The sequence below is a fragment of the Maritimibacter sp. DP1N21-5 genome, from assembly GCF_019218295.1.
GTDB lineage: Bacteria > Pseudomonadota > Alphaproteobacteria > Rhodobacterales > Rhodobacteraceae > Maritimibacter.
The window spans coordinates 205,512-230,246 of record NZ_JAHUZF010000003.1 but is presented as its reverse complement, the minus strand read 5'-3'; the positions used below and the strand labels follow the sequence as shown (position 1 = coordinate 230,246).

At 64.6% G+C, this 24,735-nt stretch carries 25 protein-coding genes and 1 tRNA gene; 12 read left to right on the top strand and 14 right to left on the bottom strand.

The annotated features are described in order from the left end of the window. Nucleotide 1 precedes the first annotated feature (1 nt). Genes KJP29_RS02810 through KJP29_RS02800 form a run of 3 tightly spaced genes read right to left on the bottom strand, consistent with a single transcriptional unit; the run spans nt 2 to nt 1,323 of the window. Nucleotides 2-571, bottom strand: a complete 570-nt coding sequence (locus KJP29_RS02810) for a YceI family protein (RefSeq protein ID WP_218462028.1) — start codon at nt 569-571, stop codon at nt 2-4. Nucleotides 572-631: 60 nt separating this feature from the next. Next, a complete protein-coding gene (locus tag KJP29_RS02805; RefSeq protein ID WP_218462027.1) occupies nt 632-1,105 on the bottom strand; it encodes a hypothetical protein in 474 nt (157 codons plus the stop codon). Then, nucleotides 1,105-1,323 carry a hypothetical protein gene (locus tag KJP29_RS02800; protein ID WP_218462026.1) on the bottom strand — a complete coding sequence of 73 codons (219 nt, stop codon included), beginning with the start codon at nt 1,321-1,323 and terminating at the stop codon, nt 1,105-1,107. The genes KJP29_RS02805 and KJP29_RS02800 overlap by 1 nt, the downstream gene beginning before the upstream one ends. 212 nt (nt 1,324-1,535) lie before the next feature. Here KJP29_RS02800 and KJP29_RS02795 point away from each other — a divergent pair, with 212 nt between their 5' ends. From KJP29_RS02795 to KJP29_RS02785, 3 genes are all read left to right on the top strand, one after another. Then, complete coding sequence (locus KJP29_RS02795; RefSeq protein ID WP_218462025.1) at nt 1,536-2,300, top strand: phytochelatin synthase family protein; 765 nt, start codon at nt 1,536-1,538, stop codon at nt 2,298-2,300. A 225-nt stretch (nt 2,301-2,525) separates the two neighbouring features. Next, entirely contained in the window at nt 2,526-4,676 is a 2,151-nt protein-coding gene (gene pnp / locus KJP29_RS02790) for a polyribonucleotide nucleotidyltransferase (protein WP_218462024.1), read from the top strand. 167 nt (nt 4,677-4,843) lie between these two features. Then, complete coding sequence (locus tag KJP29_RS02785; protein WP_218462023.1) at nt 4,844-5,383, top strand: TetR/AcrR family transcriptional regulator; 540 nt, start codon at nt 4,844-4,846, stop codon at nt 5,381-5,383. On the opposite strand, the gene recO is transcribed toward KJP29_RS02785, so the two are convergent. Next, the gene (gene recO / locus KJP29_RS02780) at nt 5,361-6,092 is read right to left on the bottom strand and encodes a DNA repair protein RecO (protein WP_218462354.1); all 732 of its coding nucleotides are present in this window, start codon (nt 6,090-6,092) and stop codon (nt 5,361-5,363) included. The genes KJP29_RS02785 and recO overlap by 23 nt on opposite strands. A 73-nt stretch (nt 6,093-6,165) precedes the next feature. On the opposite strand from recO, the gene KJP29_RS02775 reads away from it, so the two are divergent. The 4 genes from KJP29_RS02775 to KJP29_RS02760 all read left to right on the top strand — a co-directional run bounded on the left by KJP29_RS02775 (nt 6,166) and on the right by KJP29_RS02760 (nt 9,153). Continuing rightward, nucleotides 6,166-6,783 carry a Pr6Pr family membrane protein gene (locus tag KJP29_RS02775; protein ID WP_218462022.1) on the top strand — a complete coding sequence of 206 codons (618 nt, stop codon included), beginning with the start codon at nt 6,166-6,168 and terminating at the stop codon, nt 6,781-6,783. Nucleotides 6,784-6,804: 21 nt separating this feature from the next. Then, complete coding sequence (locus KJP29_RS02770; protein WP_218462020.1) at nt 6,805-7,401, top strand: Pr6Pr family membrane protein; 597 nt, start codon at nt 6,805-6,807, stop codon at nt 7,399-7,401. A gap of 15 nt (nt 7,402-7,416) precedes the next feature. Next, complete coding sequence (locus KJP29_RS02765; RefSeq protein ID WP_218462018.1) at nt 7,417-8,670, top strand: DNA polymerase IV; 1,254 nt, start codon at nt 7,417-7,419, stop codon at nt 8,668-8,670. 102 nt (nt 8,671-8,772) lie between these two features. Continuing rightward, nucleotides 8,773-9,153: a CZB domain-containing protein gene (locus KJP29_RS02760; protein ID WP_218462017.1), complete on the top strand. Its 381-nt coding sequence runs from the start codon at nt 8,773-8,775 to the stop codon at nt 9,151-9,153. Between the two features lie 3 nt (nt 9,154-9,156). Here KJP29_RS02760 and KJP29_RS02755 read toward each other — a convergent pair whose 3' ends face one another. Further along, complete coding sequence (locus KJP29_RS02755; protein ID WP_218462015.1) at nt 9,157-10,017, bottom strand: N-formylglutamate amidohydrolase; 861 nt, start codon at nt 10,015-10,017, stop codon at nt 9,157-9,159. A gap of 178 nt (nt 10,018-10,195) precedes the next feature. Between KJP29_RS02755 and KJP29_RS02750 the strand changes: the two genes are divergently transcribed. Continuing rightward, nucleotides 10,196-10,270: transfer RNA gene (locus KJP29_RS02750), tRNA-Val, on the top strand. 87 nt (nt 10,271-10,357) lie between these two features. After that, a complete protein-coding gene (ykgO, locus tag KJP29_RS02745; RefSeq protein ID WP_005850168.1) occupies nt 10,358-10,483 on the top strand; it encodes a type B 50S ribosomal protein L36 in 126 nt (41 codons plus the stop codon). Between the two features lie 146 nt (nt 10,484-10,629). Here the strand turns inward: ykgO and KJP29_RS02740 are convergent, their stop codons facing one another. The 9 genes from KJP29_RS02740 to KJP29_RS02700 form a co-directional block, all read right to left on the bottom strand. Then, nucleotides 10,630-12,276, bottom strand: coding sequence for a peptidoglycan-binding protein (locus tag KJP29_RS02740; RefSeq protein ID WP_218462014.1), 1,647 nt, complete (start codon nt 12,274-12,276; stop codon nt 10,630-10,632). Between the two features lie 195 nt (nt 12,277-12,471). Then, complete coding sequence (locus KJP29_RS02735) at nt 12,472-13,689, bottom strand: phenylacetate--CoA ligase family protein (RefSeq protein ID WP_218462013.1); 1,218 nt, start codon at nt 13,687-13,689, stop codon at nt 12,472-12,474. Between the two features lie 34 nt (nt 13,690-13,723). Next, nucleotides 13,724-14,551: an ABC transporter ATP-binding protein gene (locus KJP29_RS02730; protein ID WP_218462012.1), complete on the bottom strand. Its 828-nt coding sequence runs from the start codon at nt 14,549-14,551 to the stop codon at nt 13,724-13,726. 68 nt (nt 14,552-14,619) lie between these two features. Continuing rightward, entirely contained in the window at nt 14,620-15,903 is a 1,284-nt protein-coding gene (locus tag KJP29_RS02725; RefSeq protein ID WP_218462011.1) for an ABC transporter substrate-binding protein, read from the bottom strand. A 77-nt stretch (nt 15,904-15,980) separates the two neighbouring features. Continuing rightward, nucleotides 15,981-17,057, bottom strand: coding sequence for a branched-chain amino acid ABC transporter permease (locus KJP29_RS02720; RefSeq protein ID WP_218462010.1), 1,077 nt, complete (start codon nt 17,055-17,057; stop codon nt 15,981-15,983). Then, nucleotides 17,054-17,296, bottom strand: coding sequence for a hypothetical protein (locus KJP29_RS02715; RefSeq protein ID WP_218462009.1), 243 nt, complete (start codon nt 17,294-17,296; stop codon nt 17,054-17,056). The genes KJP29_RS02720 and KJP29_RS02715 overlap by 4 nt, the downstream gene beginning before the upstream one ends. 4 nt (nt 17,297-17,300) lie before the next feature. Further along, complete coding sequence (locus KJP29_RS02710) at nt 17,301-18,287, bottom strand: branched-chain amino acid ABC transporter permease (RefSeq protein ID WP_218462008.1); 987 nt, start codon at nt 18,285-18,287, stop codon at nt 17,301-17,303. A 41-nt stretch (nt 18,288-18,328) separates the two neighbouring features. Further along, nucleotides 18,329-19,153, bottom strand: a complete 825-nt coding sequence (locus KJP29_RS02705; RefSeq protein ID WP_370630829.1) for an ABC transporter ATP-binding protein — start codon at nt 19,151-19,153, stop codon at nt 18,329-18,331. 61 nt (nt 19,154-19,214) lie between these two features. Continuing rightward, the gene (locus KJP29_RS02700; RefSeq protein WP_255553405.1) at nt 19,215-21,191 is read right to left on the bottom strand and encodes an AMP-binding protein; all 1,977 of its coding nucleotides are present in this window, start codon (nt 21,189-21,191) and stop codon (nt 19,215-19,217) included. A gap of 213 nt (nt 21,192-21,404) precedes the next feature. Here KJP29_RS02700 and KJP29_RS02695 point away from each other — a divergent pair, with 213 nt between their 5' ends. Genes KJP29_RS02695 through KJP29_RS02685 form a run of 3 tightly spaced genes read left to right on the top strand, consistent with a single transcriptional unit; the run spans nt 21,405 to nt 24,708 of the window. After that, nucleotides 21,405-23,321, top strand: a complete 1,917-nt coding sequence (locus tag KJP29_RS02695) for a PAS-domain containing protein (RefSeq protein WP_218462005.1) — start codon at nt 21,405-21,407, stop codon at nt 23,319-23,321. Next, a complete protein-coding gene (locus tag KJP29_RS02690; protein WP_218462004.1) occupies nt 23,318-24,019 on the top strand; it encodes a response regulator transcription factor in 702 nt (233 codons plus the stop codon). The genes KJP29_RS02695 and KJP29_RS02690 overlap by 4 nt, the downstream gene beginning before the upstream one ends. Nucleotides 24,020-24,057: 38 nt before the next feature. Beyond that, on the top strand, nt 24,058-24,708 hold the full coding sequence (locus KJP29_RS02685; protein WP_218462003.1) for a histidine phosphatase family protein: 651 nt from the start codon (nt 24,058-24,060) through the stop codon (nt 24,706-24,708). Nucleotides 24,709-24,735: the final 27 nt, after the last annotated feature.

Genomic DNA, 24,735 nt, shown 5'->3' with positions numbered 1-24,735 from the left:
GTCAGGCCCGATCGAGCCGCGCGATGATCTTCAGCGTCACGGTATCGCCCACCATGTCCGCCCAGCCGGTCGCCCCGAAGTCGCTGCGCCTGACGGTTCCGGTGATGTGGACCGAAATCTTCGACAGGTCGCCGGACGCCGTCCCCTGCTGCCGAAAGACCTGGACACCCAGCCGCACCGGACGCGTTACGCCCCGGATCGTCACAAGCCCGTCAAGCTCGGCGGCCGTCTCTTCCATCCGGATCTGGTCGCTTTGGAAGGTGATCGTCGGATAGGCCCCGGTGTCGAGCACCTTGGGACCCTTGAGCGCCTGTTCCGCGAAGGGAAAATTCGCCGTCGCCGACGCGGCATCGAGCACCACCGTCACCGTCGATCGGCTGTTCTGCACGAAGTCGAGCAGGATATCGGCCCGCACTACCGGCATGAGCCCCGACACCTGATCCGGCCCGAAAGGCACGGAATAACTCACCTGCGAATTGGCAGGGTCGAGCGTGTAGCGCAGCGGATCGGCCACGGCGGCCGGCGCAGCGAAGAGGGTAAAGAAGGCCAGCAGGGCTGGAACGTGGCGCATCGCATCCTCCCGGTAGGTTGTCCGCGAGTAAAGCGACGAAGGCCCTCTGTCGCAATGACTTTAGTGCACCACTCTGAGCGAAGGTTCCGCCCGTGCAGGCACCGATGCGGCCGGATAGCGCGCGGCGAAGGCAAGTCCCGCCTGCACGACCCGCGCCGCGGTGCGTCCCCCCGTCACCAGTGCGAGGCAGCGCCGTGCGGCGGACGCGTGATCGCGTCGCATGTGATGAAGGATCGCCAGCAGCGCGGCCTCGCCCTTGGCCAGGAGGACCCGCCGCTCCGGGTCCAGCGGGTCGTGGAAATCGACCGTCGCCCCGTGTCGCTGCACGAAACAGGCGACGAAATCGCCAAGACTGTCTGCGATGGCAAGGCCCGCGCTTCGACCCCAACGCTCGCGCGCGGTAGCATAGGCGAGCCGCCAGGCCTGTGAGCCCGGATCGGTCATGGCCACAAGGAAATGGCGCAAGACGGGCAGCAACCCGCGTTCGAAGTCGTCGAACGGCAGCGCGCGGGGATCTGTATAGGCGTGGATCATCAGGCCGTTTTCCGTCCCGACGTTGGCGGATCGAGCGGGAACGGCAGCACGTTTCCGCCCGCGTCCCTCGCCGGCCCGGCACCATCGGGGGCGGGGGACGCGGCTTTGGCGGGGAACCGCAGGTCGGTTTCGATGGCCGCCTTCAGGCGCGGGTTGATCCCGCATCCATAGCGGGACGCGAGAGCATCCATCGCCAACAAGTCCGTGAGGATCGTCATGAAGCAGCCTTTCCAACCTGCGGCCCCGCCAATGCGGTGCCCGAAAACCTGCCTTGCCGGAGCGCACGAAGGACAACGTCCGGCTGGGTAGCGATTACCTGACAAAAATTATCGGGTAATGCAAGGATGGTTCGACATGGCGCGAAACTCCCGATTGACCCGCTTGGCCATCTTGCTACCGTCATGCCATTCAACCCATCAGGACGTATTCCATGACAACCCTATCCCTCCGCGCCTTCGGTGCCGTCACGGCACTGGGTCTTTCGCTGATCGCCGCGCCGCTTCTGGCCGAAGGCGAGACGCCGCTGCCGAAACTGGGCGAGAACGCCACCGCGATGACCGAGGACTTCGCTTATCTCAAATCCGCCGACGCGCCGGATTACTGGGCCTTCGCGCCCTTCGTGAAGCCTCAGTTCACCACCTCGGCCTGCTCCATCGCGGCCGTCACGGCGGCGGTGAACGGCCTCAATGGCCTGCCTGCTCTGGCCGAGGACACCGTTCTCACGCAATCCGTTCTGCTCGAGGAGGTCGGCAACGCGGACTGGGCCGCGCTCTCGGCCGAAGGCGGCGATGGCGTCAAGTTCGACCAACTCGTCAGCTTCGCGAAAGAGGCCGCCACGACCACCGGGCTCAATAGCGCCAAGGTCGAAGCCTGGAAGCCGACCGACGACAGTGAAGCGACGCTCGCCACCCTGCGCGAACAGCTCGCCGCGAACGAGGCCTCGGCTGAAGATGTGCTCATGATCTACTTCAACCAGGGCGTCGTGACGGGCGACTGGGACGGCCCGCATGTGACGCTGATCGGCGCCTATGACGCAGAGGCCGACAAGGTACTCCTGCTCGAGGTCGATCAGGAATGGTACGTGCCCTACTGGACCCCTGTGCCGGTGCTCCTCGCCTCGATGTTGAAGCCGACCTCGGACGAACACGGCCCGCTCGAGGGCGAGACAGGCGGTATGGTGCGGATGGTCAAATGAGCATGAACCCGCCCCGGACCTGACCCGGGGCGGGTACTCTGCCGGGCTGGGGCCCGCAATGACACAACCCTTCCCAAACCCCGGGTTTTCCTGTATGCGCCCTGCATCTGAGACGTGACGCCCTGGCCCCCGGCGCATGCAAAGGATCAGGGGGCGGTGGCAATGGGGCCACCATTTGAACGGGAGACCCGGAGGGCCGGGAGTGCTCCCAGAAGGATACGCTATATGTTCAACGAAGTGAAAAAATCCATCCAGTGGGGCGAAGAAGAGCTCACGCTGGAAACGGGTAAGGTTGCGCGTCAGGCCGATGGGTCCGTCATCGCGACGCTTGGCGAGACCTCGGTCATGGCCAACGTGACCTATGCCCGCGAACAGAAACCGGGGCAGGACTTCTTCCCGCTCACGGTGCATTACCAAGAGAAATACTATGCCGCCGGCAAAGTGCCGGGCGGCTTCTTCAAACGCGAAGCGCGTCCGACCGAAAAAGAAACGCTGACCGCGCGTCTCATCGACCGTCCGATCCGCCCGCTTTTCGTCCCCGGCTTCAAGAACGAAGTGCTCGTGATGTGCACCGTTTTGTCGCATGACCTCGTCAACGATCCCGATATCGTCGCGATGATCGCCGCCTCGGCCGCGCTGACCATCTCCGGCGTGCCCTTCATGGGTCCGATCGCCGGTGCCCGCGTGGGCTATGAGGATGGCGAATACATCCTGAACCCGACCTGCGACGACATGCACAACCTGCGCAACAACCCGGACCAGCGTCTGGACCTCGTCGTCGCCGGCACCAAAGACGCCGTGATGATGGTGGAATCCGAAGCCTACGAGCTGTCGGAAGCCGAAATGCTGGGCGCCGTGAACTTTGCCCACGAGCAGATCCAGCCGGTCATCGACCTGATCATCGATCTGGCCGAAGCCGCCGCGAAGGAACCCTTCGACTTCACCCCCCCGGATTACTCGGCGCTCTACGACGCCGTGAAAGCCGCCGGTGAGGACAAGATCCGCGCCGCCTACGCGATCACCGACAAGCAGGCGCGCGTGGCCGCCGTTGCCGCCGCCAAGACCGAGATCAAGGCCGGTCTGACCGAAGAGCAGCTCGAAGACGCGAACCTCGGTTCGGCGCTCAAGAAGCTCGAATCCAACGTGCTCCGGTCCTCCGTCGTGAAGGACAAGACCCGCATCGACGGTCGTGCCCTCGACGCGGTCCGCCCGATCGTGTCGGAAGTGGGCATCCTGCCCCGCACCCACGGCTCGGCGCTGTTCACCCGTGGCGAAACGCAGGGTCTGGTCGTGACCACCCTTGGCACCGGCGACGACGAACAGATGATCGACGCGCTCACCGGCACCTACAAATCGAACTTCCTGCTGCACTACAACTTCCCGCCCTACTCGGTCGGTGAAGTGGGCCGCGTGGGTTCGCCCGGTCGTCGTGAAATCGGCCACGGCAAGCTCGCCTGGCGCGCGCTTCAGGCGGTGCTCCCGGCGGCGACCGACTTCCCCTACACCATTCGCGTGGTGTCGGAGATCACCGAATCGAATGGCTCGTCCTCGATGGCGTCGGTGTGCGGCGGTTCGCTGTCCATGATGGACGCAGGCGTTCCGCTAAAGGCTCCGGTCGCCGGTGTGGCCATGGGTCTCGTCCTCGAAGACGACGGCTCCTACGCGGTCCTGACCGACATCCTCGGTGACGAAGATCACTTGGGCGACATGGATTTCAAGGTGGCTGGCACAGAAAACGGCATCACCTCGCTCCAGATGGACATCAAGGTGGCCGGCATCACGCCCGCGATCATGGAACAGGCGCTCGCTCAGGCGAAAGCCGGTCGGATGCACATCCTTGGCGAGATGTCCAAGGCGCTGTCGGAAGGCCGTCAGGAGTTCTCCGCCCACGCCCCGCGCATTGAAACCATGCAGATCCCGACCGACAAGATCCGTGAAGTGATCGGCTCGGGCGGCAAGGTCATCCGCGAGATCGTGGAAGTCTCGGGCGCCAAGGTCGACATCAACGACGACGGCGTGATCAAGATCGCCTCGGCCAACGGTGAAGCCATTCAGAAGGCCTACGACATGATCTGGTCGATCGTGGCCGAGCCGGAAGAAGGTCAGGTCTACAAGGGCACGGTCGTCAAGATCGTGGACTTCGGTGCCTTCGTGAACTTCTTCGGCAAGCGCGACGGTCTGGTCCATGTGTCCCAGATCGAGAACCGCCGCCTGAACCATCCCTCGGATGTGCTCAAGGAAGGTCAGGAAGTCTACGTCAAGCTTCTGGGCTTCGACGATCGCGGCAAGGTCCGCCTCGCCATGAAGATGGTCGACCAGACCACCGGCGAAGAGCTTCCGCCGGAAGAAAAGAAGAAAAAGGAAGACGTCGAGTAAGCGCGTCCTTCTTGAAACGACAGAGCCCCGGTGGAAACGCCGGGGCTTTTTTCGTCTGTTCGCCTCGCGGCAAATGCCGCATCGCAGCATAATTCTTGCCGCAGGTGCGAAATCGTGATATGAAGGGACCGTCTGCTTTTCAGGACACGTCCATTTGAAGGTGCGACATGGCCGATACGAGATTATCCAAGAAAGACTGGATCGACGCCGGGTTTCTGGCGCTCTCCACCACGGGTCCCGAAGCGCTCAAGGCCGAGGCTCTGGCGCGGGCGCTGGGCACCACGAAGGGCAGTTTCTACTGGCATTTCAAGGACGTGCCTGAGTTCAAGTCGAAGATGCTTCTCAACTGGCGTGCGGCCTCGCTCGGCGCTCTGTCGAGCGTGCTGGACGAGGGCGGGACCGCGCCCCAGCGCCTCATGCGACTCGCCGAGTTCGCGGACGGGGAAACTCGGGGCTACGTGCCCGAGCCAGTCATTCGCGGCTGGGCGCTGTCCGACCCTGCCGTGCGCGATGCGCTGGACGAGGTCGACCGGCTGCGCCGCAACTACATCGCCGCCGTACTGGCCGACATGGGTCTGACCGACCCGAATTTCGCGCATATCGTCCATGCCGCCCTGATCGGATTGGCGATGAATGCGGGGCACGGCAATGCCCGCGAAGCGATGTCGACGCTACTGGCCGCGATCAGCGCGCTCGAAGACGCGTAAGACGGTCCACGAGCCGCGCCCGCGCCTCGGGCAGGGGCTTTTCGCCCAGCGCATGTGCCAGCCCATGGGTCAGGAAATGCCCGGTCGTGCGCAATCCGTCGGGCACCCCCGCAAGATCATCGGTCACCAGCCCCAAAAGCTCGGGTGGGAGCGGCAGAAGCCGGTCGGCCCAGTCGCCGGCGCCCTCGGCGCTGACCGCGCGGCCTGACTTCGGCGATACATAGACCAGATCCTCACGCCCCCCGGTGACGGCGCAGGCGGTGAGGTCGAGGCCATAGCCAAGCTCTTCGAGCAGCGCCAATTCCCACTGAAGATAGGCCACCGGCCAGTTTTCCGTCTGTGCGACGATGTCGAGCATGTCCACCGTGCGGGCATAGAGGCGGGGATGGGCTTCACGTTCAGGAAGCGCGAAGACAAGGAGCGCCGTGATCGCATTGAGCGCGGCGAGCGCACCCCGGTCTCCCATCACCCCCGCCGACCGCGACCGGACAGGTTCGACGGCGAACGAGCCGATATGTTCCTCGAGCCGCGCGCGCCAGACCACGTCGAGTTCCGCGCCGGGTTGCAGGATCGGAGCGATCTTGCGCGACACGCCGCCGCGCACGACGCCGGCGTGTCGGCCATGCGTCCGGGTAAATACCTCGATGATCGCCGAGGTTTCGCCGTGTTTGCGCACGCTCAGCAGCGTGCCGCGATCCCGCCACTCCATGCGGGGCATTTTCCATCCGGGCTGCCGCAACGCAAGGGCTTGTGACGTGGGCCGGATCGGGCAGACTAGGCGCATGGAACGCAACGCACGTCTACTGGCGACAGTGATCGCCCTGGCAGCCTGGGCCGGACTGGTCGCCCAGTTCATCCTCGCCCGCGAGGATTACCCGACCGCCCTAGCGGCGCTTTGGCGGCTGGCGCGGTTTTTCACGATCCTGACGAACCTGATGGTGGCGGTCAGCTTCACCGGGATGGCCATCACCGGGCGCAGGCCCGCACCCGGCTGGCTGGCCGCGCTCGCCCTGTGGATCGCCATCGTGGGGGTCATCTATCACCTGCTTCTGGCGGACTACGGCAAGACCGGTCTCGACCTCGTGGCCGATCACCTCGTCCACACGGCCGTGCCGCTCCTGACGGTCGGCTGGTGGTTCGCCTATGCGCTGCACTTGCGGTTGCCCAGGCGGCTTGCGGCCTACTGGCTCGGCTGGCCGTTGGGCTATCTGGTCTATGCGCTGATCCGGGGCGCGGCGGACGGGATCTATCCCTACTTCTTCCTCGACGTCGCCCGTTTCGGCGCCGGACAGATCGCGGTGAACGTCGCCGCGCTCGCGTTCGGCTTCTGGCTGGCGGGGCTTGGCATGATCGGCGTCGCGCGCCTGCGGGCGCGGCGCGTTTCGCTTGCGCGGGTCTGACAAATCGGCAAGCGTGAGCGCATGACACCCAGCGCCCGTTTCGCCTCTGCCCTCATCGCGCTCGTGGCGCTCGCTGCACTGGTCGCGCAGTTCATCGTGTCCAGTCGACTGACCGGTCATGTGCCGACGACGATCTGGGTCATCCTCGGGTATTTCACGGTGCTGACCAACCTCTTGGTGCTCGCCACCTATGCGATGCAGGCCGTGAAGAACCAGCTCTCCAATCCGGCATGGCTCGGCGGGCTGACACTCTGGATCACCATCGTCGGCGTCGTCTACCACACGCTTCTGGCGCAACTCTGGTCGCCGGAAGGGCTCGCGCTCTGGGCCGATCAGGGGCTGCATACGGCGACACCGGTCTTGAGCGTGCTCTTCTGGTTCGTCTTTGCGTCCCGGGTCCCGCTACCTTGGATCACCGCCGCGCAATGGCTGGTCTGGCCGCTGGCCTATACGATCTATGCCCTGCTCCGCGGAATGCTGACCGGCTGGTATCCCTATCCTTTCCTCGACCTGGCCGTGCTGACCCCCGCGCAGGTCGCGGCAAATTCCGTCGGTCTGACGATCGCCTTCTTTCTCGGCGGGCTGGCCCTCGTCGCCATTACGCGGGCGCGGGGATAGGCGTATAAGGGCGCCATGCCTGCGCTGTGCCGAGATTGCCTGACCACCTTTGACGAGGGGAACCGTTGCCCGAAGTGCCGGTCCCCGCGCGTGTTGTCGCATCCCGAACTCTTCGAACTGTCCATCGCCCATATGGATTGCGATGCCTTCTACGCCAGCGTGGAAAAGCGCGACGACCCGACGCTCGCCCATAAGCCCGTAATCATCGGGGGCGGCAAACGGGGCGTCGTCTCGACCGCCTGTTACGTCGCGCGAATCCGGGGCGTTCGGTCGGCGATGCCGATGTTCCAGGCGCTGAAGCTCTGCCCGGATGCCGTGGTGATCAAGCCTCGGGGCGCGCATTACGCGGCCGTGTCGAAGGACATCCGCGCGCTCATGGACGAACTCACGCCCAGCGTCGAACCCTTGTCGCTGGACGAAGCGTTTCTGGACATGACGGGCACCGCGCGGCTCCATGGCGCGCCGCCTGCGGTGATGCTCGCGCGGCTGGTGAAACGGATGGAGGACGAGATCGGCCTGACCGGCTCCATCGGTCTGTCGCACAACAAGTTCCTCGCCAAAGTCGCCTCCGACCTCGACAAGCCGCGCGGGTTTTCAGTGATCGGCAAGGCCGAGACGCCTGCTTTCCTCGCGGGCAAGCCCGTGCGCATGATCTGGGGCGTGGGCGATGCGGCGCAGGCCTCGCTCGACAGGGCCGGCATCCGCACCTTCACAGACCTCCTGCGCTGGGAGAAGGAGGCGCTGGTCGAGCGCTTCGGCGGCATGGGTGAGCGGCTCTGGCACCTTGCCCGAGGCGAGGATCACCGACGCGTGTCTGCCCATGCGCCCGTGAAGTCGATTTCAAACGAGACGACCTTTTTCGAGGACACCTCGGATCCTGACCTGCTCGATGGACACCTGTGGCGGCTTTCCGAGAAGGTCGCCGACCGCGCCAAGGCCAAGGGCCGTTCGGGTCGGGTGGTGACGCTCAAGCTCAAGCGGGCCGATTTCAAGCTCATCACCAAGCGGGTGAGCCTGCCCGACACCACGCAAAGCGCGGATCGGATCTACCGGGTGGTGGCGGCCCTCTTCGAGACGGTGAAGGACCGGGGTCCCTTCCGGCTGATCGGCGTGGGGATTTCCGATATCACCGGGGCCGAGGGCGCGGATACGGCCGGGGACCTGCTCGATCCGCAGGCGGAAAAACGGCGGGCGGCGGAAAAGGCCACCGATGCTATCCGCGCGAAGTTCGGCGAGAACGCGATCACCAAGGGACGTGCGATCCGCTGACGCGGGCCGGTGAGGGCTTAACCAATTGTATCGGATTGTCGTGATTTTCGCGCGGTCCTGCTCCAAGAAAGCGTCGAAGATTTTACGCAAATGGAGACCAACATGAGTGCCATCATCCTCGCCGGACAGATCAACGCAGCCCTCGACGCCCATGCCAAATGGAAGCAGCGACTGAACACCGCCATTGAGCGGGGTCATTGCGACAGTTCCCCCAGCGACATCGCCTGTGACGACAAATGCGCGTTCGGCAAATGGCTGCATGGTGACGCGATGCCGCAGACGGTGCGTGACGGGGTGCCCTATCAGGTCACGAAGCGGCTCCATGCCGAGTTCCACAAGACCGCCGGTCAGGTCGCGACGCTGGTCGAAGCCGGAGACCGCGTCGGCGCCCGTCATGTTTTGACGACGGAATACGCTGAACGCTCCGACAAGCTATCGCGCGCGCTGAACAAATGGCGCTCGGAACTGATGATGCCGGCCTGAGCGCTATTCCGCGGCGAGAGGAAGCTCCTGCGCCCTCCCAAGTTCGCAGATGTCGGCGCTGACCCTGTCGAGGAGTGCCACCATCGGAGCGAAGTTGTTGTTGGGCTTCAGGGTGCGCTCGTTCATGTAGAGCGCACGGTCGATTTCGATCTGAAGCGCATGTTGCCCGCGCGAGGGGCGGCCGTAGGTCTGGGTCGTAAAGGCCCCCGCAAAGGGCGTGTTGCGCGCCACCTTGAGTCCCTCGGACCGGAACGCGGCTTCGATCGCCTCGACGATCTCGGCCCCGGCCGAGGTGCCGAAACGGTCGCCTAGCACGATCTCGGGCTTGTCGCGGCGTCCCCGACACAAGCTGTCGATGGCCTCATGCGGCATCGAATGGCAATCGACCAGAATGGCCTGACCGAAGAGCACGAGGCTTTCCTCGATCAACGTAGCCAGACGCCGGTGATAGGGGTGCCAGTGGTCATCAAGCCGCGCTTGAACCTCGGCCAGGGTGAGCTTGCCGCGATAGATCGCCCGCCCCCCGGCAACCACGCGGGGGATGACACCCAGGCCCGATGAGACGCGCGGATTGTGTCCCGTCTTCTCGACACCCTTGATGAGCGCGGGATCGAGCTCTTCCGCGCCCCGGTTCACATCGACGAAGGCACGCGGCGCGCTGAGTGTGATAAGCGGCGCACCATGGGTCGGAACGCCCGCGAAGAGCTGATCCACGAAAGCGTCTTCCGACGAGCGTAGCGTGAGCGTATCGAGCACCGAGCGACGCTGGAAGGCCCAGCCGTAGTCACGCCCTGAATGCGGCGATGCGAAGATCACCGAGGTCGACCGGATCGACGGCTGCGCGACATGATATGAGGGACTCATTAGGCCTCCTGACGTCCAACCATAGACCAACCGATGGTCCTGCCAAAAGCCCCTTGCATGCTCTGACGACTCCTTTTATAGAACCGCGAACCGGCGCGGGTGTTCCCCGCGCCTGTTTGTTCCGAAACGGTGATTCACCCTTGTTCGCAAGGGCATCGCGGCAAGGGGCAGGAAATTCGGGCGATTAGCTCAGCGGTAGAGCACTTCGTTGACATCGAAGGGGTCACTGGTTCGATCCCAGTATCGCCCACCATGAACCGCCCGGAAACGGGCACACTTAGCCGCCCGGCAACGGGTATAACCCAAGGCGCGACCAGCGCCGCGTTGTAGGAGAGGGACCATGAAAGTCCGTAACTCGCTCCGCTCGCTGAAGAACCGGCACCGGGATTGCCGTGTCGTGCGCCGTAAGGGCCGCGTCTACGTGATCAACAAGACCCAGCGCCGCTTCAAGGCGCGTCAGGGCTGATTTGCCGCTGACGTGCCAACCCGCCTCGCGCGGGTCGCTTCAGGCACCGGAAATATAAAAAGACCGTCTGTTCGCGCAGACGGTCTTTTGCTTTTGGATCAGCAGGTTCCGGACCGGCCACCCGAATCGCCGGGCGGCGCGCCGGGTCAGAAAGCCGCAAGCAGCCGCACCATCGTGTCCTGCGTGACATAACCCGTCACCGGCAGACCCCGATCGTTCTGGAACCGCCGGATTGCGCGGCGGGTGTCGCTGTCCACCTGTCCATCCGCGCGGAGTTCATAGCCCAGGGACTGGAGCTTGGTTTCGACCAGGAGCATGGTCACCCGATTGCCTGCGACACGGTCCTCCTCGGCGCGGGCGCGGGCCTGTCCGGCCTCCTGCTCGCGGTCGACCTCCAGCGCGGCGAGCCGCGCGCGGGCGTCCTCTGCGAAAAGCCCTTCGGGGTAACGCGTGAGATAGGAGGTATAGCCCTCGACGGCATCGGTCTGGCGCACGCTGTCCCAGAACGACCGTTCGTCGGCTTCGGCCGAGGCACGCTTGTCGGCCTCGATCTCGCCAAGGCGTTCCTGCGTCACCTCGGCAAAAAGCCCGTCGGGATAGCGATCGAGATAGGCGCGAAGACCCGCCTCGTCGCCTCGCGACCCGGTTTCGTCCCAATAGGCGCGGTCGCGCCGCTCCTCGACCAGACGCCGCCGCTCGGCCTCGCGTTCGAGCTCTGCTGCCCGCTGGTCGGCCTTGGCGGTCATTTCGGCAAGCACGGGCTGGGTCAGGTATCCGCTCGGCTCATGGCCGTTGGCGGTCTGGTAGGCGGTGATCGCGGCACGGGTGCCGGGGCCGAAAATTCCGTCGATCCCCTTAGGGTCGAAGCCCAAGAGCGAAAGGTTGCGTTGCACCTGCCGCCGCGCCGCCTGGTTGAGGCCGAGGCCCGTCTCGGTCAACTCGGCCGATTTTTGCACCTGATCCTCGATCTGACCAAGCGCAGCGCGCGCCTCTTCGGCGTGGGGGCCCTCCGGGAATTGCTCGAGATAGAGCTCATAACCCCGCGCCTCGTCCAAAGTTTGCGCCACGAGCCAGAATGCCGCCTCCGGGTTCTGCGCCGTGCGCTCGATCACCACCCGCTCCCCGTCGGACGGCAGAAAGCTCGTCGCGGTCGAGATATAGCCCGTCCCGATCACGCCCCGCGGCGCGTCCTCAATCACCTGATCGAGGGGAAGGCCTGGCACGAGCAGCGCTTCGCGGGTGAGCCTTGTGAGCCCGTCCAGCGGCCCCGTGATCACGGTCACGCCCTGCAGGGCCTCCATCGTGCCGATCGGGGTCAGGTCTTCGGCGCGCAGATGCTCGCCACTCGCCGCGATCATCACGACCGCCTGACCGGGAAAATCGGCGGCAAGCTCCATGAGCGGGTCGAGCGGCACTGCCATGGACCCCACGTTGAACCTCGAAACCTCCTCGGCATCCGACGTCAGGAGCCAGGTGTTGGTGCCATCCGATACCACATGACCCGAAACGAGGATCAGCACCCGCTCGCCGTCCTCCGCTGCACGCCGGAAAGCGGCCACGGTGCGGCTCGCCTCGCGCGCGGTCTGGTCGAGCGACGCGCTCACGTCGAAGCCCTTGTCCTCGGCCAGTTGCGCGAGCGCTGCGGCCTGATTGGCACCCGGCACATCGTTCAGTGTCTCGTAATCGCTTTCGACAAGGATGAGAGCGGCATCGGCCAGCACCGGCAAAGGCGCAACAAGGGCTGCGGCCAAGGCAGCGGACAGGACGGAACGACGTGGTGAAACGGGGCGCATGTGACCTCCCTCGATTGTTCGACTTCGGCCTCCAGATGCGCAAACAGCGACCGTTATGCCATATCAACGGGGTTCCCGGCCCCGGGTTCCCCGACGCGCCCGCTCCTTCACTGCTTCATAAATACCTCGGGAGGGTCTGGGAGGGCAGAGCCCTCCCAGCACCGCGACGCCTGCGCAAGCAGGCGGCGCAAGACCTCAATCGTAGGTGCGCTGATCCTCGATCACCTTGCCGTCGTTGGGCAGGCTCCCGGGCGATACCAGCTCGACCGTGCCGCGCAGCTTGAGCGTCTCGATGACGCTCGCCTCGAACCCGGCAACGTCGCCGCCATCGGCCTCGACCTGAACGCGCATCGCGTCCGCCTCGCCGACGCGGGTCGCGATGACCCGGGCGCGGGCGATTTCGGGGTGCTTGGCGACGAAATCCGCGACCTGTTCCGGGCGCACGAACATGCCCTTGATCTTGGTCGTCTGGTCGGCGCGCCCCATCCAGCCCTTGATCCGCGTGTTGGTCCGCCCACAGGGGCTTTCGCCTGCCATGACCGCCGACAGATCGCCGGTCGCGAAACGGATCAAAGGGTAATCGGGGTTGAGCGACGTCACCACGACCTCCCCCACCTCGCCCGGGGCGACCGGGTCGCCGGTGCCGGGGCGCACGATCTCGACGATCACGCCCTCGTCCACGATCATCCCCTCCTGCGCGGGTGTCTCGTAGGCGACGTTGCCAAGGTCCGCCGTGGCATAGTTCTGAAGACAAAGGATCCCGCGATCCGCGTATTCCTGCCGCAGGGATGGAAACAGCGCCCCACCCCCGACCGCCGCCTTGGTGATCCCCAGACGCACGCCCATCTCGTCTGCCTTGTCGAGGATCACCTTGAGGTAATCCGGCGTGCCCGCATAGGCGGTGGTCCCGATGTCGGCGGCCGCGCGGACCTGCAATTCGGTCTGGCCCACGCCCGCGGGCACGACCGCGGCCCCGACCGCCCGCGCGCCGTTTTCAAAGATCATGCCGGCGGGTGTCAGGTGATAGGAAAAGCAGTTCTGCACGATGTCGCCCTGCCCGATCCCGACGGCGCAGAGAAACCGCCCGATGCGCCACCAGTCGTCCGCTATGCTGCCCGGTTCATAGATCGGGCCGGGGCTTTGGAAGATATGGGCAAAGCCCTGCGCCGGCTTCGTGGTGAAGCCGCCGAAGGGCGCGTGCGCCTTCTGCGCCTCGCCCAGCGCGGATTTGCGCAGGACGGGCAGCGTCGCGAGCGCCTCGACGCTCGTCACGGTGTTTGCGTTGACCTGCCCCAGCGACGCGGCATAGCCCGGCAGCGCCTTGGCCCGCGCGATCTGGCGCGGCAGGGCGGCGGCAAGGTCCACGGCACGCTCATCAGCGCTCCGGGTTTCGAGATCGTCGAAATGTGTCATCGGGGTCTCCAGCATCACAGTGCCTCGGCGCGTATCATGCCAGCCACCGCTTGCGGCGGCGGTAGGAGCGCACGTCGCGGAAGGACTTGCGGCCTTCGTCCGACATGCCGAGGTAGAACTCTTTCACATCCGGGTTCTCGCGCAGGTCCTTTGCCGGTCCGTCCATCACGACGCGACCGGATTCAAGGATATAGCCGTAATGGGCATAGCGCAGCGCCACGTTGGTGTTCTGTTCGGCGAGGAGGAAGGTATATCCCTCGCCTTCGTTGAGCGATTTCACGATCTCGAAGATCTGTTCGACAAGCTGCGGCGCGAGACCCATCGAGGGTTCGTCCAGCAGGATCGTCTCGGGCCGCGACATAAGCGCGCGACCGATCGCGACCATCTGCTGCTCGCCACCCGAGGTATAGCCCGCCTGCGATTTGCGCCGTTCCTTCAGGCGGGGGAAATAGTCATAGACCATGTTCAGGTCGGCATCGATGTCGCCTCGCGAGGCGCGACGGGTATAGGCGCCGGTGAGCAGGTTTTCCTCGACCGTCAGGTGTTCGAAACAATGCCGGCCCTCCATCACCTGGATGACGCCCTTCTGCACCAGATCGGCGGGCGACAGGTCCTGCACCCTTTCACCACGGTAGACAATCGAGCCCTTGGTCACCTCGCCGCGTTCGGAATGGAGCAGGTTGGAAATTGCTTTCAGCGTCGTGGTCTTGCCCGCGCCATTGCCGCCCAGAAGAGCGGTGATGCCGCCCTTCGGCACCTTGAGCGACACGCCCTTCAGAACGAGGATCACGTGGTTGTAGATCACCTCGATGTTGTTCACCTCGAGCACGGTTTCGGCTTTCACAGGTTGGGCGTCCAGCATGGCGGTCCTCGGCGTAATCTGGGGTCGGTTGGTCCCGGCCCGCCCTGCGGCGGGCCGGGAGGAATCGCTTACATGCAGCCCGGCGTGGTGCCGCTTTCGGCCGCATAGGCCGCGCTGTCTTCGGCCACCAGCGGGTCGATCACGTCGAGATCGGCCTGCATGTAGTCGGTGATCAGGCTCCAGCTTCCGGCCGCCGCATCCCACTGCGCCACGGCCGCATAGCCATTGCCGCCGTGGTTCTGGCAGGTCACGTCGAACTCGGGCCCGAAGTTCGGCAGGCCGAGCTCGGTCATCTTCGCTTCGGTGATCGAGAGGTTCTCCATCCCGTCGCGCATCTGCGCCGCGTTGATGGCTGCGGTGCCGTGCATTTCCTGCGCGGTCTTGGCGGCCTCGGCGGCGAGCATGGCGGCATAGAGCCCCCGGTTGTAGAGCGCGGTGCCGATCTGGTCGCCCGCACCGGCGGCCTTGCCGGTATCGACCACATACTGTTGGATGTCGTCGAAAACCGGGTAGTCCGACCCGACGTTGTGGAAGGTCAGCGCCTTGTAGCCATTGGCACCTTCACCGGCGGGCAGCACGTCGTTTTCCGAACCGGACCACCAGATGCCGATGAAATTCTCCATCGGGAAGCGGATGTTGACCGCTTCCTGAATGGCGACCTGGTTCATCACGCCCCAGCCCCACATCAGGACATAGTCGGGCTGGTCGCGGCGGATCTGGAGCCACTGGGACTTCTGTTCCTGGCCGGGCGCGTCGACGGGCAGTTCGATGAGCTCGTAGCCGTGCTTGGCGCCAAGCTCCTGCAGCGTGCGGATCGGTTCCTTGCCATAGGCGGAGTTGTGATAGACCAGCGCGACCTTCTTGCCCTCGAGCGAGCCGCCGTTTTCATCCAGCAGATACTTGATCGCGACCGAAGCCCCGTCCCAGTAGTTGGCGGGATAGTTGAAGATCCAGTTGAAGACTTCGCCGTTCTTGGCCGAGGTGCGGCCATAGCCCATCGAATGGACCGGGATACCGTCAGCCGTCGCTTTCGGGATGAGCTGGTAGGTGATGCCGGTGGAGAGCGGCTGATAGACCAGCGCGCCGGAGCCCTTGGTGGACTCGTAGCATTCGACACCCTTCTCGGTGTTGTAGCCGGTTTCGCATTCGACGAGGTTGATCATCTCGCCGCCGATGCCGCCGTCACGTTCGTTGAGCAGCGTGAAATAATCCTGATAGCCATCCGCAAAGGGGATGCCGTTCGCGGCATAGGGGCCGGTGCGATAGCTCAGTGCGGTGAACGTGAGTTCGGCCAGCGCGGGGGTCGCCGCCATCGCGGTGCCCAGAGCCAGTAGGGCCAGTTTGGTCTTCATCGGTGTCTCCTCCCTTGGTTGTTCCGATGTATCGATGGCGGTTCCCTGTGGGCGCCCGCCGGAAGTCGGTCGTCCCCCTAGTGCGGGAACGGCCAGAGCCGCAGCTTTTCCTTTGTGACCCGCCACAGGGCGGCCAGCCCGTGGGGTTCGAGGATCAGAAAGACGATGATCAGCCCGCCCACGATCATGAACTCCAGATGCGCGGCGAGGTCGGTGGGCCAGCCAAGCCCGCCCACGAGCACGTTCTTGAGGAGCACGGGCATGAGCACCATGAAGGCGGCGCCTGCGAAGCTCCCGAAGATCGACCCGAGGCCGCCGATGATGATCATGAAGAGAATGAGGAAGGACTTCTGGATGCCGAAAGCCTCGCCCACCTCGACCGCGCCCAGGTAGACCGAGAAGAACAGCGCCCCGGCGACGCCCACGAAGAAGGACGAGACCGCGAAGGCCGAGAGTTTGGCCATGAGCGGGTTCACCCCGATGATTTCGGCCGCGATGTCCATGTCGCGGATCGCCATCCATTTGCGTCCGATCGCCCCGCGCGTGAGGTTGCGCGCGATCCAGGCCAGCACGACCACGAATGCGAGACAGAACAGATAGGGCGCCCAGGGCGTGGTGTTGGGGCCGGTGACGGCGATCCCGAACACGGTCCGCTCCGGCGAGGAAATCTGGCCCGAGGCGGAGTAGTTGTAAAACCACGGCACCTTGTTGAAGAGCCAGACGAGGAAGAACTGGGCCGCGAGCGTCGCCACCGCGAGGTAGAACCCCTTGATCCGCAGACTGGGCAGTCCGAAGAGCAGGCCCACGATGGCCGTGATCCCGCCCGCGAGCAGGATGTGGATCGCGATGCTCACGTCCGGGAAGGAGGTCATGAGCTTGTAGCAGGCATAGGCGCCGACCGCCATGAAGCCCCCCGTGCCTAGAGACACCTGCCCGGCGAACCCCGTGAGGATGTTCAGCCCGAGCGCGGCGATTGCATAGATCAGGAACGGCAGCAGCACCGCGTTCGCCCAGTAGCTGTTGATCACGAAGGGCACGACGAGGAAGGCCACGACGAGCAGGGTGAAATAGGCGACCCTGTCGAAACGGATCGGGAAGGTCTGACCATCCTTGGAATAGGAGGTCTTGAAGTCTCCGGCTTCGCGGTAAATCACTGGATGGCCTCCGATTTCTGGTCATTGCGCACGCGGTTCGCGCGCTTGGCATAGCCCGTCGCCTCTGCGTGGCGCACGAGTTGGAAGTAGCAGACAAGACCGACACCCGCGCCGAGGGCGGCGAGGAGCGTGGCCGTGGTCATATGCGTGGCATCGGCGGGCGCATCGGTCAGGGCGAGGTAGCCGAAGACCCAGAATCCCGACCAGGCCACGGTGTTGAGAACGGAGACGGCTTTCATCGTGTCACACCCTCTCGATGATCTTCTCGCCGAACAGGCCCTGAGGCCGGAAGACGAGGAACAGAAGCGCCAGCACATAGGCGAACCAGTTCTCGGTGGCGCCGCCGACGAGCGGTCCGATGGTGAACTCGAACAGTTTCTCGCCCACCCCGATGATCAGCCCGCCCACGATGGCGCCGGGGATCGAGGTGAAGCCGCCGAGCATGAGCACCGGAAGCGCCTTGAGCGCGATCAGCGAGAGCGAGAACTGCACGCCCGACTTCGAGCCCCACATGATACCGGCGACGAGCGCGACGAAGCCCGCGATCGCCCAGACTAGGACCCAGATGTAGCGGAGCGAAATCCCGACCGACAGCGCGGCCTGGTGATCGTCGGCCACGGCGCGCAGCGCACGGCCCTGTTTCGAGTATTGCGAGAAGACGGTGAGCGACACGACGAGGATCACGGCAACCACGGTCGCGGCGATATCGAGATTGTCGATGAAGAACCCGTAGCCGAACCAGTTGAAGGTCGTGTCGTCGATCGCGACGTTGATCCCCTGCGGCAGGCCCACGTCGAGCTTCTTGATGTCCGCGCCCCACATGAGGTCGCCGAAACCTTCCATGAAATAGGCAAGCCCGATCGTCGCCATGAACAGGATGATGTCGGGCTGGTTCACGAGATGGCGCAGGATGTAGCGCTCCACGATCCAGGCGAAGGCGACCATGACCAGCACCGTCAGCGCGATGGCTAGGATCGCCGGCGTATGCCAGCCGAAGTGATGCAGGTTGGTCCCGAAGATCGCGTTGATCAGGTGGGAAAACGGCACCTGCCCGTCCTGGATGCCGACGAGCGTGAGCGCGGCGAAGAGCGCCATGACGCCCTGGGAATAGTTGAAGATGCCCGACGCCTTGAAGATCAGCACGAAGCCGAGCGCGACGAGGGAATAGAGCACCCCGGCCATGAGACCGTTCAGGGTGACTTCCATGGCGAAGAGAAGCTGGTCAGGCATGGCGGCGGTCCCCCGTCAGGCATTTGGAATTGTCGATGGGATCAGTCATGGGACACCCCCAGATAGGCGTCGATCACGGCCTGGTTCGAGCGCACCTCGTCCGGGGTCCCGTCACCGATCTTCTTGCCGTAGTCCATCACGACCACCCGGTCGGACAGGTCCATGACCACGCCCATGTCATGTTCGATCAGCGCGATGGTGGTGCCGAACTCGTCATTCACGTCGAGGATGAAGCGCGACATGTCTTCTTTCTCCTCCACGTTCATGCCCGCCATCGGCTCGTCTAGCAGAAGGAGCTTCGGCTCTGCGGCCAGCGCACGGGCCAGTTCGACGCGTTTCTTGAGGCCGTAGGGCAGTCGTCCGACCGGAGTCTTGCGGATGTTCTGGATCTCGAGGAAGTCGATGATCTTCTCGACCTGTTCGCGGTGGGCATATTCCTCGCGCGCAGCGCGGCCCCACCAGGCGGCCTGGGAAACGAGCGACGCGTTCATCTTCGTCAGCCGACCGGTCATGATGTTGTCGAGCACACTCATCCCGTCGAAAAGCGCAATGTTCTGGAAGGTCCGGGCGATGCCCTGTGCGGCGACCTGATAGGGCTTCATCTGCGGGCGCTTCTCGCCCCGGAACCAGACCTCGCCTTCCTGCGGCACGTAGAACCCCGAGATGACGTTCAGCATCGAGGATTTGCCCGCGCCGTTCGGACCGATGATCGCGCGGATCTCGCCTTCGCGGATGTCGAAGGAGATGTCCTTGATCGCGACGACGCCGCCGAACTTGAGCGTGATGTTCTTCATCTCCATCACCACGCCGCCGATGGTGCGGCCGTCTGGGGTCTGGAAGCTGTCGGGGCTCGTTGCCGGGCTCATGTCGTTCATGCGGCACCTCCCGTGGCGGCGGTTCTTGCGTATTCAAAGTGGATTGAAAGCGTCATTCGGCGGCGATCCCCTGCGGTTGGGCGGTCGGCTGGACCTTGGCGTCGCGGATCTGCAGCGTCGCGCGGATCTTGCCTTTGCGGCCGTCCTCGTAGGTGACTTCCGTTTCGGTGTATTGCTCGGTCTTGCCGGAATAGAGCGCGTCCACCAGATCCTGGAACTTCTCCGCGATGACGCCGCGCTTGACCTTGCGGGTGCGGGTCATCTCGCCGTCGTCGGCGTCGAGTTCCTTGTGCAGGATCAGGAAGCGGTGGATCTGACAGCCCGAGAGCATGTCGTCGGACGCGATCGAGGCATTCACCTCCTCCACATGGTCCTGGATCATGTCCATGACCTGCGGGTGGTTCGCAAGCTCCTGGTAGGACCCGTAGGAGATGTTGTTGCGCTCGGCCCAGTTGCCAACGGCGGTGAGGTCGATGTTGATGAAGGCCGTGCACCGGTCGCGCCCCGCGCCGAAGACGACCGCCTCGAGGATGTTGGGATAGAACTTCAGTTTGTTCTCGACATACTTCGGCGCGAACATCCGGCCGTCGGCCATCTTGCCCACGTCCTTGGCCCGGTCGATGATCCTGAGGTGGCCGGTGCCCTCCTCGATGAAGCCCGCGTCGCCCGTCGCGACCCAGCCTTCCGGGTCCTTGGTCGAGGCCGTGCTGTCAGGGTTGTTGTAATATTCGACGAAGGTGCCCGGCGAGCGATAGAAGACCTCGCCATTGTCCGCGATGCGAAGCTCCACCCCCGGCGACGGAACGCCCACGGTATCGGCGCGCACTTCGCCATCGGGTTGCTGCGTGATGAACACGGTGGCTTCCGTCTGGCCGTAGAGCTGTTTCAGGTTGATGCCCAGCGAGCGGTAGAAATCGAAGATCTCCGGCCCGATCGCCTCGCCCGCCGTATAGCCCACGCGCACGCGGGAAAAGCCCAGCGTGTTCTTCAGCGGCCCATAGATGAAGAGCTTGCCCAGCGCATAGCGGAAACGGTCCATGCCCGACACCGGCTTGCCGTCCAGGATCGCGGGCCCGACCTGGCGCGCATGGGCCATGAAATGGTCAAACAGTCGCTTTTTGAGACGCCCGCTGTCCTCCATCCGGATCATGACGGTGGTCAGGAGGTTTTCGAACACACGCGGCGGCGCGAAGAAATAGGTCGGCCCGATTTCCCTGAGGTCGGTCATCATCGTGTCCGGACTTTCCGGGCAGTTGACGCAGAACCCGGTCCAATAGGCCTGTCCAACCGAGAAGATGAAATCGCCGACCCAGGCCATCGGCAGATAGGCGAGGATGTCCTCGCCCGGGGTCAGGTGGTCGAAGTCGGAGGAATTCTTCGCCGTCTCGATGACATTGCGGTTTGACAGCACGACGCCCTTGGGCTTGCCGGTCGTGCCCGAGGTATAGAGCATGACGCAGGTGTCGTCATAGCCGAGCGCGGCGGTGCGTTTCGCGACTTCGCCTTCGAGGCGCGAGTGACCGGCGCGGCCCTCGGCCATCACGTCTTCGATCCAGTTCAGATGCGCGTGGTCGTATTTGCGCATCCCGCGTTTGTCGACATAGATCACCTGGTCGATGCCATGGACGCGGTCCTGCACCTCGATCACCTTGTCGACCTGTTCCTGATCGCCGCAGATGACGAAGCGCGCGCCACAGTGGCCGAGCACATATTCCATCTCTTCCGCGACGGCGTCCTGATAGAGCGGCACCGGGACCGCGCCGCATTTCTGCGCCGCCACCATGGACCAGTAATGCGCAGGACGGTTGCGTCCGATGATCGCCACATGGTCGCCGGGCGCGATGCCCAGCGCGACCAGTCCCATGGCCAGCGCGTCGATTTCCTCGGCGGTTTCGGCCCAGGTCCAGCTTTGCCAGATCCCGAATTCCTTTTCGCGGTAGGCAGGGCGCGTGCCGTGGTCGCGCACGTTGCGGGCCAGCAGGGCCGGAATGGACACCAGCCCGCCCGTCTCAGCGGTTTCTTTCACCAAATCGTTCCTCCCTCTCGACCCCGGCGCGCCTGACCCGGTCCTCCCCCTGTCAGTCGCAGCTGGTCGATCCGAGGCCTAAGTGAGCGGCAAATCGTTTCCCGAGTTTTGCCCAATCCTTACGAATTGTTACGGGTGCTGCACGCGCGAAAACGGACTTTGCGGATAGGGCGCAGGGTGCTAGCCAAGACGGTGAACGGCTTTGGGAGGAGGCGTTTGGATCTCAAGTATACCGATATCGCGGCCTTGACGCAGGCCGGGCTGAACCTGATCGGTCAAGCCATGTCGATCTATGACGCGAACCTCCGCTTCGTGGTGGGGAACCGCGCGTTTCAGACCATGTTCGACCTGCCCGACCACCTCGTCACGCGGGGCGCGCGCTTTGAAGACACCATCCGGTGGCTCGCCGAGCGGGGCGAATACGGGCCGGTGGACGATGTCGACGACTTCGTCGAGGTCCGCGTAACGCAGGCACAGGCCTTCGAGCAGCACTATATGGAACGCACCCGGTCGAACGGGCACTGGGTCTCGGTCGAAGGTAACCCGCTACCGCAGGGGGGGTGGGTCACGGTCTACACGGACATCACCGGCATCAAGCGGCAGGAATCGCTCCTGCGTACGCGATCCGAGGAGTTGTCGGACCAGGTCCTCGCGCGGGCCGAGGAGCTGGAGACCGCGAACCGGGCGCTGGCCGCCACCAACACGGCGCTCATCGAGTTGCAGCGGCAACTGACAGAGATGGAAGCCCGCACCCGCATGACGACCGAGATGATGCCGGCGCATATCGCGCGGGTGGACCGGGACCTGCGCTACACCTATTCCAACCGACGCCTGTCTTCGGTCCTTCCCGGCACGCCGCGCCAGATCATTGGCCTTAGCTCAAGGAAAGCACTGGGGGAGGAAGCTTTCGGGCAGATCGAACCTTACCTTGCGCAGGCGCTGGACGGCGCGCCAAGCGTGTTCGAGTTCGACCATGAAGGCACCGGACGGCGCATTCGGGTCGCCTTCACCCCCGACGATGCGGGTGGGGAGATCACCGGCGTCTATATCCTGTCGATGGACGTGACCGAAGAGGCGCGGGCGCGCGCGGCCCTGACCCAGACACGAAAGCGCGAACTCGCGGCGCAGCTCACCTCGGGGCTGGCCCACGATTTCTCGAACCTGCTCACGATCATTCTCGGCATGCAGTCGCGGTTGGGCGAGCTTGACCTGCCGCCCGACGCACGGGAGATCATCGCCGCCACCACGGGGGCCGCACGGCGCGGCGGTCGGATACTGGAGCGGATCGCGTCGATGTCGGGCGAGCCGGAACTGCGGCCCGAGGCCGTGACGCTCCCCACGCTTCTAGCCGAGGCCGAAACGCTCGCGCGGGCGGCGCTGCCAGAGAGGATCGACCTCACCGTCGTGAACGAAGCGCGCGCGGGTGCGGTCATGCTGGACGTGGGCGCGGTGCAGGATGCGCTTCTCAACCTCGTCCTCAATGCACGCGACGCGATTGCCTCCGAACACCAGACCGGCGGACAGATCGGCATTACGGTGCGGCAGGTGGCGGACACGTGGCTCGATTTCGTGGTCACGGATACCGGACCCGGCTTCACGCCCGAGGCGCTCGACCATGCGTTCGATGCCTTTTTCACGACGAAGGGCGGCGACGGATCGGGACTGGGGCTTGCCATGGTCTATGACCACGCCAAGCTCAATGGCGGGCGGGTCCGGGTCGAGAACACTGAGGCCGGCGCACAGGTGACCATGCGGCTACCCCTGATCCCGGCCGGACAGGACGCAGGGCCTACCATGGTGCTCCTGGTCGAGGACAACCCGGACATCCGCGCAGATGTGCGCGACATGCTGGTCGGTCTCGGGCATACCGTTATCGAAGCCGAGAATGCGGCCGAGGCGCTGGGACTGGCCGAGATCGACGGGATCGGGCTGGTGTTGTCGGACATCATGTTGGGAGAGGGAATGACGGGCGATGTTCTGATCGAAGCTCTGGACAGGGCAGGGCTCCGCTGTCCCCGGCTCCTCATGTCCTCCCTGCCCAAGTCCGACCCGAAGCGCGCGGGCCTCAAGGTGCTGTCGAAACCCTTCAGCCGGGGCCAGCTCGCCGCCTTCATCGGGGAGGCGAGTCTGTGAGCGCGGCTCTCGTCGCCATCCTGGAAGACGAGCCCGAGATTCGGCAGGTGCTGTCGAAGGCGCTGGAGGATGCCGGGTTCCGCACGGCGGGCTTCGGTCGCGCCACCGAGTTCGAGGCGGCGCTACGGTCGATGACCCCTGATGTCTGTCTGGTGGACCTCGGATTGCCCGACCGCGACGGGCTGTCGCTCGTCCACCGGCTCGCGCTCGAAAGCGGGGCGTCGATCATCATCGTTTCGGGACGCGCGCAGGTGCATGACCGGGTGGCAGGGCTGGAACTGGGGGCGGACGACTATATCACGAAACCCTTCGAGCCGGCCGAGGTCGTGGCTCGCGTGCGCGCGCGACTCAGGCAGGGCAAGGCGGCGACCGGCACCACGAACACCGCGAGTTTCGCGGACTGGACTGCGCATTTCGACCGATACGTGCTGGAGGGCACGGACGGCGCAGAGGTGAGCGTGTCCCATGCCGAGGCCGAGGTGCTGCGCCTGTTCCTCGAAGCACCGAAGCGGCTCATTTCGAGGGCGCATATGCAGGAGGCGCTCGGCGGTGCGGCGGGCGAAAGCTTCGACCGCGCGATGGACGTCCGCATCTCGCGCCTGCGCACGAAACTGGGCGAAGACCCCAAGAACCCGAAACTGATCAAGACGATCTACGGAGCGGGCTACATCTTTCTGGGCGACGTGGTCTGGCGATAGGGCTTCCCCTCACCCGCCGGTCGGGCTAGCAAGCGGGCATGTCTCAGATCACACTCATCCGCCACGGCCAGGCCAATAACGCCTCGAACGACGAACACGGTTACGACAAGCTGTCGGAGTTGGGCCACCAACAGGCCGAATGGCTGGGCGATTACCTTCGGGCATCGGGCGAGGGCTATGCGCGGGTCTATTCGGGCACCCTGCGGCGCCATCGCGAAACGGCCGCAGCGGTGGGTTTCGGTCCCGTCATCGAAGACGCCCGGCTGAACGAAGTTGCATACTTCGACCTGTCGGCGCGGATGCATGAACAGATGGGGATTGCCCATCCGACCGGTCGCGACGCGTTCATCGAACATCTGCCGCTGGTTTTCACCGCCTGGCGGGATGGTCAGATCAAGGGCGCCCAGGAGACCTTTCAGGACTTCGAACAGCGGGTCGGCGACGTGCTCCACGAAATCTCCGAGGGCGAGGGTCGCGCGCTTGTCGTGACCTCGGGCGGGCTCATTTCCATGGGCATTCGTGTGTCCATGGGGCTCGAGATCGGGGCGATGGCGCGCATGGCGCTCGCGATCATGAACACCTCGGTCCACCAGATGCATCCGATCGGGGCGTCCCTGTCGCTGACGCAGTTCAACGCCGTGCCTCATCTGGCCGATCCGTCACGCGAATTCGCACGGACCTTCGTCTAAGGCGTTCTACAGGTGTCGCGCCCGACA

Coding starts and splice junctions, on each gene's coding strand:
- KJP29_RS02730 (WP_218462012.1), bottom strand. CDS start 14,551: ATGCTGGACGCCCAACCTGTGAAAGCCGAAACCGTGCTCGAGGTGAAC.
- KJP29_RS02715 (WP_218462009.1), bottom strand. CDS start 17,296: ATGAAAGCCGTCTCCGTTCTCAACACCGTGGCCTGGTCGGGATTCTGG.
- KJP29_RS02705 (WP_370630829.1), bottom strand. CDS start 19,153: ATGAGCCCGGCAACGAGCCCCGACAGCTTCCAGACCCCAGACGGCCGC.
- KJP29_RS02775 (WP_218462022.1), top strand. CDS start 6,166: ATGGAACGCAACGCACGTCTACTGGCGACAGTGATCGCCCTGGCAGCC.
- KJP29_RS02725 (WP_218462011.1), bottom strand. CDS start 15,903: ATGAAGACCAAACTGGCCCTACTGGCTCTGGGCACCGCGATGGCGGCG.
- KJP29_RS02755 (WP_218462015.1), bottom strand. CDS start 10,017: ATGAGTCCCTCATATCATGTCGCGCAGCCGTCGATCCGGTCGACCTCG.
- KJP29_RS02810 (WP_218462028.1), bottom strand. CDS start 571: ATGCGCCACGTTCCAGCCCTGCTGGCCTTCTTTACCCTCTTCGCTGCG.
- KJP29_RS02785 (WP_218462023.1), top strand. CDS start 4,844: ATGGCCGATACGAGATTATCCAAGAAAGACTGGATCGACGCCGGGTTT.
- ykgO (WP_005850168.1), top strand. CDS start 10,358: ATGAAAGTCCGTAACTCGCTCCGCTCGCTGAAGAACCGGCACCGGGAT.
- KJP29_RS02805 (WP_218462027.1), bottom strand. CDS start 1,105: ATGATCCACGCCTATACAGATCCCCGCGCGCTGCCGTTCGACGACTTC.
- recO (WP_218462354.1), bottom strand. CDS start 6,092: ATGGAGTGGCGGGATCGCGGCACGCTGCTGAGCGTGCGCAAACACGGC.
- pnp (WP_218462024.1), top strand. CDS start 2,526: ATGTTCAACGAAGTGAAAAAATCCATCCAGTGGGGCGAAGAAGAGCTC.
- KJP29_RS02765 (WP_218462018.1), top strand. CDS start 7,417: ATGCCTGCGCTGTGCCGAGATTGCCTGACCACCTTTGACGAGGGGAAC.
- KJP29_RS02800 (WP_218462026.1), bottom strand. CDS start 1,323: ATGACGATCCTCACGGACTTGTTGGCGATGGATGCTCTCGCGTCCCGC.
- KJP29_RS02760 (WP_218462017.1), top strand. CDS start 8,773: ATGAGTGCCATCATCCTCGCCGGACAGATCAACGCAGCCCTCGACGCC.
- KJP29_RS02740 (WP_218462014.1), bottom strand. CDS start 12,276: ATGCGCCCCGTTTCACCACGTCGTTCCGTCCTGTCCGCTGCCTTGGCC.
- KJP29_RS02770 (WP_218462020.1), top strand. CDS start 6,805: ATGACACCCAGCGCCCGTTTCGCCTCTGCCCTCATCGCGCTCGTGGCG.
- KJP29_RS02685 (WP_218462003.1), top strand. CDS start 24,058: ATGTCTCAGATCACACTCATCCGCCACGGCCAGGCCAATAACGCCTCG.
- KJP29_RS02710 (WP_218462008.1), bottom strand. CDS start 18,287: ATGCCTGACCAGCTTCTCTTCGCCATGGAAGTCACCCTGAACGGTCTC.
- KJP29_RS02735 (WP_218462013.1), bottom strand. CDS start 13,689: ATGACACATTTCGACGATCTCGAAACCCGGAGCGCTGATGAGCGTGCC.
- KJP29_RS02795 (WP_218462025.1), top strand. CDS start 1,536: ATGACAACCCTATCCCTCCGCGCCTTCGGTGCCGTCACGGCACTGGGT.